The sequence below is a fragment of the Burkholderia stagnalis genome, assembly GCF_902830275.1.
Classification (GTDB): Bacteria; Pseudomonadota; Gammaproteobacteria; order Burkholderiales; family Burkholderiaceae; genus Burkholderia; species Burkholderia stagnalis.
Genome location: NZ_CADESW010000115.1, coordinates 1 through 254, shown reverse-complemented (window position 1 = coordinate 254; position 254 = coordinate 1). Strand labels below are relative to the sequence as shown.

General features: G+C 61.8%; 1 protein-coding gene. It reads left to right on the top strand.

Features of this window, described 5'->3' with window-relative positions:
- Positions 1–254, top strand: a 254-nt coding sequence (locus tag HWY45_RS37260) for a hypothetical protein (RefSeq protein ID WP_279607771.1), incomplete at both ends; no start/stop codon positions are given.

Genomic DNA, 254 nt, shown 5'->3' with positions numbered 1-254 from the left:
ATGCCGGTCGACGTGGAGGTCGACAGCGAAGCAACCGAGCTATCGGTCGAGCTCAAACCAGTCGACAGCGAGCTGATACCGGTCGAGGTCGAGGTGGACAGCGAGGTGATCGAGCTGGTTGCGGTCGAGATGCCGGTCGACGTGGAGGTCGACAGCGAAGCAACCGAGCTATCGGTCGAGCTCAAACCAGTCGACAGCGAGCTGATACCGGTCGAGGTCGAGGTGGACAGCGAGGTGATCGAGCTGGTTGCGGT